3 protein-coding genes are annotated in these 2,468 nt (G+C 60.0%); all 3 read right to left on the bottom strand.

The features are described from left to right. Window positions 1-400: TRAP transporter small permease subunit (locus tag WBF74_RS00960; protein ID WP_424433927.1), on the bottom strand; the 400-nt coding region annotated here is incomplete at its 3' end. A 23-nt stretch (window positions 401-423) separates the two neighbouring features. Continuing rightward, entirely contained in the window at window positions 424-1,500 is a 1,077-nt protein-coding gene (locus WBF74_RS00955; RefSeq protein WP_424433925.1) for a TRAP transporter substrate-binding protein, read from the bottom strand. Between the two features lie 131 nt (window positions 1,501-1,631). Next, window positions 1,632-2,381 (bottom strand): arginyltransferase, encoded by a 750-nt coding sequence (locus WBF74_RS00950; protein ID WP_424433929.1) that lies wholly within the window; start codon window positions 2,379-2,381, stop codon window positions 1,632-1,634. Window positions 2,382-2,468: the final 87 nt, after the last annotated feature.

Genomic DNA, 2,468 nt, shown 5'->3' with positions numbered 1-2,468 from the left:
GAATGCCGCTCGTCTCGCGGCTGCCTTCGCGCACAGCCCATGAGGCTTCAACATAGGGCAGCGAGACGATGAAGATCAGGTAGCAGAGCGGCCATATCAGAAAGATCGTGCCGAGCAGATCAACCCATGCTTTCGCGCGGAGCGACATGGTGCGATAGAACACATCAACCCGGACATGGCCGTTATGCAGCAGCGTGTAGCCTGCAACGAGCATGAACAGGAAGCCGTGCATATAGACGATGGATTCCTGCATCCAGATCGAGCCGATGCCAAAGACATAGCGTTGCAGCACAACGATGAACTGCACCAGCACCATGAGAAGCGCGAGGAGGGATACCACGCGACCGACATGCTCATTGAGCGCGTCGATCCATCCGGCAAGGCGGGTGAGTGCGTTCATGGTGTTCGATCCCTTATGCCGCTTCAGGAACGGCGCGCTTCCACGAAGCCCTCGTCGCCGATGCGCGTCCACTCGCTCGTCGTTTCGAGGAAGTTGAGGAAGCTCTGATAGACCTTGGCGGTGAAGGGGTCTTCCTTCGCTGCGTCTTCCAGCACTTCGCGCGACGTTTTCTTGAGAGCGGCGACGACTTCGTCGGGGAAGCGGCGGAGTTGGACGCCATGCTTCTCGACGAGTGTTTTCAGCGCCGCGCCGTTATGCGCGTTGTATTCGGCAAGCGTGTAATCATTCTCGGCGGCGCAGGCGGCGCGGACGACGGCCTGTTGCTGCTTGGTGAATGATTCCCACACATTGAGGTTGAAGCCCGCCGCAAGGCTTGAACCCGGCTCATGGAAGCCCGGCCAATAGAAGTATTTGGCGAGGCGGAAAAAGCCGAAGGCCATGTCGTTCCACGGGCCTACCCATTCGGCAGCATCGATAGTGCCATTCTGCAGGGCAGGGAAGATATCAGGTCCGGCAAGCGTGACGGAGGCCGCGCCCAGACGGCGCATGACTTCGCCGCCAAGGCCGGGCATGCGGATCGAAAGGCCTTTCAGGTCATCGAGCGATTTGATCTCGTTGCGATACCAGCCGGGAAGCTGCACGCCCGTATTGGCGCACATGAAGGGCTTGATCTTGAAGCCGGCTGCAAGCTCGTCCCACAGTTCCTGTCCGCCGCCGTGATAGATCCATGCGTTGATCTCGGCAGCCGTCATGCCGAAGGGCACGGCAGTGAAGAAATTGTATGCCTTGGATTTGCCCTGCCAGTAATACTCCGCACCATGATAGATGTCGGCAGCACCGGAGGAGACGGCGTCAAAGCTCTCAAGGGCGGGAACGAGTTCGTTTGCCGCGAAGACCTTGATGTCGAGTTCGCCGTCCGTCATCTCACGGATGCGGGTGGCAAGGCGCTCCGCCGAGACGCCAAGGCCCGGATAGTTCTTCGGCCAGGTCGTCACCATTTTGAGAGGAGGCCGTTTGCGCTGCGCAATGGCCGGTGCAGGCAGAGTGGCGGCGGCAAGGCCCGTCAGGCCAACGCCTGCGAGAAACGAACGGCGTTTCATAGATTGCTCCCGGTCTTCATCCCCCGGCAGCCGGTAATGGCTGCCTCCCCTTATTGAAGGGGTACAATTTTCGCGCAGAGTATATGCAGGTGCGCGCGCCGCGCAATGATAGGGGAGCCCTCCGGCGTCATTTAAAGGGAGACGGGCGGTGAGAGCTTCTTCCACTCATCGCCGGAAAGAGCCTCTAGCGGCTGGAAACGCGCCTTGTAGGACATTTTCCGCGAACCATCGACCCAGTAGCCGAGATAGACATAAGGAAGGCCCATCCGGCGCGCGCGCTCTATGTGGTCGAGCACCATCCATGTGCCGAGGCTGCGGCCCGTGTCGAGCGGATCATAGAAGCTGTAAACCATCGACAGCCCGTCCGAGAGTATGTCGGTGAGCGCGGTGGCAATGAGCTTGCCCGGCGTTCCGCTTTCGGAGGGCAGCCTGTATTCTACAAGCCGCGTCTCGATGGTCGTGTCCTCGATCATCGACACATAGTCCATCTGCGACATGTCGGCCATGCCGCCATCTGCGTGACGCGTGTCGAGATAGCGGCGGAGCAGATCATATTGTTCGGCAGAGGCGCTGGGCGGCACGATCTCGGTGCGGAGATCGGCATTGCGCGCGAGAACGCGGCGGAAGGTACGGCCCGGGTGGAAATCATCAACCACCACGCGAACCGAGATGCAGGCCTGACAGCCCTCACAAGCAGGGCGATAGGCGATGTTCTGGCTGCGACGGAAACCTGCCTGCGAGAGCATGTTGTTCAGCGCGGCAGGTTCATTGCCAAGAAGATGCGTGAAGACCTTCTTCTCGTAGCGGCCTGCCAGATAGGGGCAGGGTTGCGGCGAGGTTATGTAGAATTGTGGAAACCTTGTGCGGGAGTGGTCCGTCACTGGTGTTCTCGCTTGCTGCCCGATCGTCGCGCGGGTTTGGCCGCCCTTAAATAAAGCATAGGACAGCCGGGCAGGAATGACGAGAGG

The organism is Parvibaculum sp. (genome assembly GCF_049672805.1).
Lineage (GTDB): Bacteria > Pseudomonadota > Alphaproteobacteria > Parvibaculales > Parvibaculaceae > Parvibaculum.
The sequence above is the reverse complement of the archived record's forward strand: the minus strand, read 5'-3'. Positions and strand labels throughout refer to the sequence as shown.

Excerpts from the sequence above, each read along its gene's own strand:
- WBF74_RS00955 (WP_424433925.1), bottom strand. The coding sequence starts at position 1,500 with ATGAAACGCCGTTCGTTTCTCGCAGGCGTTGGCCTGACGGGCCTTGCC.